The 7,311-nt window shown below is 38.5% G+C and carries 7 protein-coding genes and 1 other RNA gene; 3 read left to right on the forward strand and 5 right to left on the reverse strand.

Features of this window, described 5'->3' with window-relative positions:
* Window positions 1-320: 320 nt before the first annotated feature.
* Window positions 321-586: signal recognition particle sRNA large type (gene ffs / locus HLX49_RS04805), an RNA gene on the reverse strand.
* 88 nt (window positions 587-674) lie between these two features.
* Window positions 675-1,157 carry a tRNA adenosine(34) deaminase TadA gene (gene tadA, locus HLX49_RS04810; RefSeq protein ID WP_296360934.1) on the reverse strand — a complete coding sequence of 161 codons (483 nt, stop codon included), beginning with the start codon at window positions 1,155-1,157 and terminating at the stop codon, window positions 675-677.
* A gap of 209 nt (window positions 1,158-1,366) precedes the next feature.
* On the opposite strand from tadA, the gene HLX49_RS04815 reads away from it, so the two are divergent.
* Both HLX49_RS04815 and HLX49_RS04820 read left to right on the forward strand, forming a co-directional pair.
* The gene (locus tag HLX49_RS04815; protein ID WP_077701760.1) at window positions 1,367-1,900 is read left to right on the forward strand and encodes a cysteine hydrolase family protein; all 534 of its coding nucleotides are present in this window, start codon (window positions 1,367-1,369) and stop codon (window positions 1,898-1,900) included.
* 66 nt (window positions 1,901-1,966) lie between these two features.
* Window positions 1,967-3,259, forward strand: a complete 1,293-nt coding sequence (locus tag HLX49_RS04820) for a glycoside hydrolase family 18 protein (RefSeq protein WP_077701761.1) — start codon at window positions 1,967-1,969, stop codon at window positions 3,257-3,259.
* Between the two features lie 454 nt (window positions 3,260-3,713).
* Here the strand turns inward: HLX49_RS04820 and HLX49_RS04825 are convergent, their stop codons facing one another.
* A complete protein-coding gene (locus HLX49_RS04825; RefSeq protein WP_101933073.1) occupies window positions 3,714-4,229 on the reverse strand; it encodes a type 1 glutamine amidotransferase domain-containing protein in 516 nt (171 codons plus the stop codon).
* A gap of 63 nt (window positions 4,230-4,292) precedes the next feature.
* The gene (locus HLX49_RS04830; protein ID WP_077701763.1) at window positions 4,293-4,727 is read right to left on the reverse strand and encodes an RrF2 family transcriptional regulator; all 435 of its coding nucleotides are present in this window, start codon (window positions 4,725-4,727) and stop codon (window positions 4,293-4,295) included.
* Window positions 4,728-4,867: 140 nt separating this feature from the next.
* On the opposite strand from HLX49_RS04830, the gene hmpA reads away from it, so the two are divergent.
* Complete coding sequence (hmpA, locus tag HLX49_RS04835; RefSeq protein WP_296360935.1) at window positions 4,868-6,100, forward strand: NO-inducible flavohemoprotein; 1,233 nt, start codon at window positions 4,868-4,870, stop codon at window positions 6,098-6,100.
* Window positions 6,101-6,467: 367 nt separating this feature from the next.
* On the opposite strand, the gene HLX49_RS04840 is transcribed toward hmpA, so the two are convergent.
* Window positions 6,468-7,076, reverse strand: a complete 609-nt coding sequence (locus tag HLX49_RS04840; protein ID WP_073011630.1) for a class I SAM-dependent methyltransferase — start codon at window positions 7,074-7,076, stop codon at window positions 6,468-6,470.
* Window positions 7,077-7,311 lie beyond the last annotated feature (235 nt).

Consider the following 7,311-nt stretch of genomic DNA (forward strand, 5'->3'; position numbering starts at 1 on the left):
TTTTAGGAATCATGCTCCTGCAACAGGAGTATGCCGGCGCCCTCCGGCAAGCCCGTCTTTAGTCGGCCTTCCTATTTAGTACGAACCAATGATGACTTATCGTAGGGCGATTCGTGAAGTTGCCTAGTTGCTGGGCGCTGGAGCCAGACGTGACTTATTCCGTTGTGTTATTATACACGAGTCACTCATTTTATACTTTCTTATCTCGCATAGAAAGAACTTGGCTCTAGCCAAGTCTTTCTCCAAATATTTTGCTTCCTAATCGTATTAGAAAAGCTCTGTCCAATGTTGGACAGAGCTTTTTATAGTCATTATGTATACCGTGCACCCGTCATCGATACGGTGACCCTATGCGTTACTCAAGTTCATGACTCGGCTTAGGCTTCCCCGCGGCACACAGAAATGACCACTTACTGCTGCTTCCTTCCGGACCTGACAGGATTCGTAGGTTTCTGTTGCGCAGGACCTAAACGTCAACACCAATCCCTTGAGGCAGACCATAAAGTCATCGTACCTCAGACGGGAATTCGGCCTCGCTATAGCGGATTGCGAGTACAGGGCACCGCTACCTCCCCGCTTAGCACGGCACTAATCATTATAACGATAATACAAGCAAATTGCAATAGCAGATGGTGGAAAGTTTGGGTACAATTATATTTAAACTTTGTCCAGGTCTAATTTTCTTTTTGGTCTAGCTTTTTTTGCTTACGAATCTTTTTAAAAAAATCCTTTAGTAATGTAGCACATTCTGCTTCCAAAATGCCTGCAGTTATATCAACTTGATGATTAAAGCGGTCTTCATGTAGTAAATTTAGCAACGTACCAGCACAACCCGCTTTAGGATCAGGTGCTCCGTAGACAACCCTTTTTATCCTCGACTGCACTATCGCACCTGCACACATTGGACAAGGTTCTAATGTAACATACAACGTACAATCCTCTAATCGCCAACTGCCAATCTTATCATTTGCTTTTTGTATCGCTAACAATTCCGCGTGTGCCAACGTACTTTGTGTTGTTTCACGTACATTATATGCAGTAGCTATCACTTCATTTTGATATACAATTACAGCACCAATCGGAACTTCATTTTGTGCGGCTGCTTTTTTTGCTTCTTGTATAGCTGTAAACATCCTTTGTTCATCTATCGTATTCATCTCATCACACTACTTTCTAGTTTGAAAAACGGAAATTCGGTAATAATACTTAAGAAAGTATCCGATACGCAACTGATCTATGATGTCCACCCTTCACCGTATTTCATTGAATATGACTTGTAATTGGAATTTTTGGTGTACTTTATCTCACAGATTAGTCACATGAAAGATAGCCTTATATACTCTATCAGAAGAGAGAGGGGATTTTCGTGCTCAAATCATTGGAAAAAACCGCCGTTTTATTTGTAGATATTATCAACGATTTTCATTTTGATGGTGGAAAAGCATTAGCTTCCAATACGAAAGAAATCCTTCCACACCTTATGTCTTTACGTAAATTTGCCAAAACCAATAAATTACCTATTATTTATGTTAATGATCATTACGGTCTTTGGCAAGCAGACTTTCGTAAAATAATTGACCACTGCTACAATGACGCAAGTAAAGACATTATAGAAGCTTTAAAGCCAGATGACCAAGACTATTTTCTTATTAAACCACAGCATTCCGCCTTTTTTCAAACGCCTCTACAATCTTTGTTATCTGAATTAGATAAAGACAGTCTCATTTTGGCAGGAATCGCCGGAGATATTTGTATTCTGTTTACAGCAAAGGATGCATATATGTATGGATATAAGATGCATATTCCAGAAAATTGCATGGCTTCAGAAGGAAAAGATAATAATGCTTATGCCCTATATTTATTACATGCGGTTATGAAAGCAGACACAACAGCAATATAATTAGCATACCTCCGTCTCCCTCCTCATAAAGTAACAGTAGCAAAACTTTGAAAGGAGGGATTTATTTTGCAAATCCATGTTGTGTCTGCAGGAGATACGTTGTTTCAAATCGCTTCTACATACAGAACTTCTACGCAAGCAATTATTGATGCCAATGAGTTGGATGCACCTAATAATCTAGTTATCGGCCAAGCGCTTGTCATTCCTATTATTGGACAATTTTACTTTGCTCAACCTGGAGATAGTTTATTTTCCATTGCCCAACAATTTAACATACCTCTCGAAACCTTAGCACAAATAAACGGAATCTCGCCAGGAAATATAATACCAGTGGGATTTCAATTATATATTCCGCCAGCACCTAAGACCCCAATCACGACAAATGCATATATTGAGCCTTCCGGCGATACGGTGTCAGAAACCCTAAAGAATTCTGCTCGAAAAGCAGCGCCTTATTTAACTTATTTAGCTATTTTCAGCTACCGTGTAGGCCGCGATGGCAGTCTAACACCACCGCCGTTAAATAGTCTAGCTGAAATTGCTGAACAAAATAATGTAGCAAAAATGCTTGTTGTAACCAACCTAGAAGGAGGAGAGTTCAGTCCGGAACTTGGTCATATTATCGTAACCGTACAAAGCGTACAAAATACGTTGCTTGATAATATTATTAATACAGCAACTACACAAGGGTATAAGGATGTCCATTTTGATTTTGAATTTTTACCAAGCGAAGATCGTGAAGCATATAATGCATTTTTACGGAAAGCAAAGAAAAGGCTGTCTCAAGCAGGCTTATTAATGTCCACTGCATTAGCACCAAAAACACGAGCTGATCAACCAGGACAATGGTATGAAGCACATGATTATGCAGTACATGGGGAGGTTGCTGACTTTGTTGTCTTAATGACCTATGAATGGGGATATACGTATGGTCCACCATTAGCTGTTTCACCTATCAATGAAGTACGAAAGGTAGTAGATTATGCACTCACAGTAATTCCAGCGAACAAAATCTTATTAGGGCAAAACTTATATGGTTATAACTGGACATTGCCTTATGCTGCTGATAACGGAGAACCCGCTCAAGCAGTCAGTCCACAGCGAGCCATTACCATTGCGCGAGAAAATAATGCAGAAATTATGTTTGATCAAGGAGCACAAGCACCGTTTTTCACCTATACGGATGAGGCAGGGACAAGACATGAAGTATGGTTTGAGGATGCAAGGTCGATTCAGGCAAAGTTTAATTTAATTAAAGAATTAGGGTTGTTAGGCATTTCTTATTGGAAACTAGGGCTTGCCTTCCCGCAAAATTGGTTATTATTACAAGATCAATTTACGATAACAAAGTTAGAATAACCGTACACGCTAACTTTTGCTTCGTTTCATGGAGCATTAAAAAACATGGACTACACGATGAATGCCGAAAAAGCTTCCACATTCTCTGTCTTGAAGCAATTGGAAGTTTTCTTATTACTATGAGCTTTATTAGAAAAACTTGGCTGTCGCCAAGTCTACTAGCGCAGCCTTTGTTTTTCTTATACTATAAACCTTAAAGCTTTTATACTTTCCTATAGTGGAACAAAAGCGTAAGCGCCCGGTTAGCAACGTAGAGAGTGGCACGAAACAACTAAAGATTTAGGAATCATGACTTAGACTTAGCATAGGCCGATTCGTAAAGTGCTAGTTTCTGGGCTGTGGAGCCGGACGTGGCTTATTCTGTTATTTCATTATCCCAAAGCATCAAATTTTCAAAGCATTATTATGTGCTAAAAAATAAGCCCTCTACTGCAAGAGGACTTATTTTTTATACCTATCTTAATATATTTAAAGACTCACGGTTAAAAGCCGGAATGTCATCTGGCTGGCGACTTGTAACGAGTTGGTTTTGGCAAACAACTACTTCTTCGTCTACAACCTTGGCGCCTGCATATTCCATATCCACTTGAATGGATGTAAATCCAGTTGCTTTTCTTCCTTCCAATGTTTTCGCTGTAATTAACAGCTGTGGACCATGACAAATGGCAAAGGCAGGTTTTTTCTCATCCATAAAATGCTTGGCAAATGTGACAAACCTTTCATCTGCACGCAGCATATCAGGAGAAAAACCACCCGGAATAAACAGCGCATCAAAGTCACTCGGATTAACATCGTCAATTCCATAATCAATCGTAACGGTAACTTGGTTGTTTTTCCCTGTTACTTGTTTCCCTTTTTCTTTTTCAATTGTAACTACTTCATGTCCAGCATCTTGAAAAGCTTTGGCTGGGTCTGTATATTCTACATCCTCAAACATATCTGTGATGACAGTCGCAATTCTTTTACTCACAAACGATTCCTCCTTTATGAATATTACATAAGTACTTTTTCCCGAAAATCATAAATTAAAACATCATATACCCATAAGCTTACGCAATTCTTGTTCATTATGGATTAAATCCTTTAATGTATATGCATCTAACACTTGAAAAAAAGCCATTAATGCTTGATTTAGTGCATGTTTTAAAGTGCACGCCGGCGAAATAACACAGTGATTCGTTTCCTTGTCAAAACACTCCAATAATACAAAATCATCTTCCAATGTTCGAACTAATTGTCCTATGTTGATTTCCTCCGCTGGCTTTGCTAAACGGAGACCGCCATGCCTGCCACGAATGGATTGGATAAGTCCTAGTTTCGTCAAGTTATGAACGACCTTTCGTAAGTGCTCCTGTGATATATGATAAACAGTAGAAATTTCCTTAATCGTGGTTAATTCCTGTTCTGTTTTCATTCCAGCCAATATTAATACTCGAAGGGAGAAGTCGGTGTATTTTTTAAGATTCATTATGTCACCTGCTATATAATGGTTTTTGTTTTTCACAATATTGTAACACAAATGTGATGTAAGAGGTTTTATATCGTTTTCTTTCATTATACAATAAAGATGTATTTAAAATACATCTTTATTGTATGGGAGGATTTTTTATGGAAACAACGGCAAAAACCAAATTAGATGAACAAAATAAGCAATTGATTAAAGCTACAGTTCCAATTTTACAAAAGCAAGGGACAGCTATTACAAAGCGATTCTATCAACTTATGTTAAGCAATCACCCCGAGTTAAATCACCTTTTCAATCAAACGAATCAACGACGTGGCGATCAACCTATCGCATTAGCCAATACGGTTTACGCAGCTGCAGCAAACATTGACCAGTTAGAAAAAATCGTACCTCACGTCCGGCAAATTGCCCATAAGCATCGAAGTTTAAACGTAAAACCAGAACAATATCCGATTGTTGGGAAATACTTATTATTAGCGATGAAAGATGTCTTAGGAGATGTAGCGAGTGATGAAATAATTGCTGCGTGGGAAAAAGCATACGGTATGATTGCGCAACTATTTATCGACATGGAGCAACAGCTATATGAAGAAGCTGAAGCACAAACTGGTGGATGGACAGGATTCCGTAATTTTAAAGTCATTCAAAAAATAAAAGAAAGCGACGTCATTACATCGTTTTATTTGCAACCTGAAGATAGCCTTGCCATTCCTGATTTTTTTCCTGGGCAGTATATCACGCTGAAAGCAGAGATTCCAGAAGAACCTTACACCCATCTACGCCAATACAGCTTATCTACATCACCTAACAAAGATCACTACCGAATTAGTGTTAAACGTGAAGCTGGTGATGCCAAAACTCCAAACGGAAAGGTATCCAATTTCCTACACGAATCGGTGAACGAAGGAAGTGTTTTACCACTTACAGCGCCAGCTGGTGATTTCTTTCTAAATAGAAACGATAACAGACCTATCGTGCTCCTTAGTGGCGGAGTAGGAATAACACCAATGATGAGCATGTTGGAAACAGTCATTCATACACAACCGAATAGAAAAGTAGTCTTTATTCATGCTGCAAAATCAGGTAATTATCACGCATTTAAGGATCGTGTAAATACGATTAGTAAGCAACATGCAAATGTTTCAAGCTATACTTTATATAGTCAACCTGAAAACGAGCATCTATGTGATGTAAATGGCTATATCAGTTACAACTGGCTACACTCTGTTCTGCCAACTACCAATGCATCCTTTTATTTCTGCGGTCCAAAAGGGTTTATGCAAACAACATTGCTTATCCTCAAACAGTTACATGTAGACGATGCAGATATCCATTATGAGGTTTTTGGCCCCGCGGCAGATATGAGCGCTTCGTAACTTTTTTCTATTCTGTTTTGAAGCTGGTATTAACATTTGGAAATAAAGTGATCTTCCATCAGTGGGGGATTTATCCCTCACTGTTGCGAATAACCATTTGTCACGAAATCTTTATGGAGTAATTCTTCCATTTTCTTAAACTTTAACTCCTAAAAAATTTTACCCTTTGCTATAGTATAGCGGTGATCTAAATATCCTAGGAACTTAGTTTCTTTTATCGTCCTCTTAGACTTATCTTGAAGGAGTAATTTTACTACAGTATTCGGAATAAAACCCAAAATTCCAGCTTTTCTATCGTTGAAGCAAAGGAAATAACACATGGATAACACAAGCTCAGTCAGTGTGTTATCCATTAACCCTCACCAACCTACCGAGCTGTTTTCTGAACGGCTACTTGCACAACATGGCACAGACCTGAGTGTCTCTTTCCTTCATGTCGTTCGGCCTCTCCATAATAAAAATGAATCCATTTATGACCATCTAACCAGTTCAACATATCTACAGGACGATATAACATCGATTTCTCCTTTGGCCCTCCACTTTTATATGCTAATTGATCCTCCGAGTAAACTTCGAATAGGAGATAGCCACCCGTTTTGAGCGAGTTCAACATATTATTAATAAAAAAGACTTGCTTTTCTCTAGGAACATGCCCAAACACCATAAAAGCAGCGTCATATTGTTGCACAGGTACGCTTTCTGTGGTAAGGTCTTTAACTACGGTTTGAACAGCTACATCTTTTTCTTGAGCTAGTTGGGTTGTTTTTTTAAGCCCTACCGTGGATTGATCATATGCTGTTACATGATGCCCACATTCTGCTAAATATACCGCATTTCTACCTTCCCCTTCTGCAAAACAGGCTACTTTCAAACCTGCTGCAAGCATCTCATTCATGGAACGAATAAACGCATTTGCTGTTTTGCCATACACAAACTCATTTTCTGAGAAACTTTCATCCCAAAATTCCTTTGACATTGTTTCCTCTCCTTGCTTCATTATCGATTAAGTAGTTATATATCATAAAATACCCCTATATGTAATGTAACAGATAAGCACAAGATGCGAAATAAAAGGGGCTTCTATTGTTTTTATGTTACATAAATCTTTAGCTTCTTCCACGTAGATTGCCAATTCTTCTTACTTACTCTTTGTCGATAGATTTGCATTCTTTTCTCGTTTTGCAAAAAATTCGGAGTCGGTTTTATTTTTA

Origin of the sequence: Virgibacillus sp. (genome assembly GCF_013393565.1) — a bacterium.
In the GTDB taxonomy this organism is placed as follows: domain Bacteria; phylum Bacillota; class Bacilli; order Bacillales; family Amphibacillaceae; genus Virgibacillus; species Virgibacillus dokdonensis.

What these genes read in the sequence shown, in the direction of transcription:
- HLX49_RS04830 (WP_077701763.1), bottom strand. Translation starts at nt 4,727, where the DNA reads ATGAATCTTAAAAAATACACCGACTTCTCCCTTCGAGTATTAATATTG.
- HLX49_RS04840 (WP_073011630.1), bottom strand. Translation starts at nt 7,076, where the DNA reads ATGTCAAAGGAATTTTGGGATGAAAGTTTCTCAGAAAATGAGTTTGTG.
- hmpA (WP_296360935.1), top strand. Translation starts at nt 4,868, where the DNA reads ATGGAAACAACGGCAAAAACCAAATTAGATGAACAAAATAAGCAATTG.
- tadA (WP_296360934.1), bottom strand. Translation starts at nt 1,157, where the DNA reads ATGAATACGATAGATGAACAAAGGATGTTTACAGCTATACAAGAAGCA.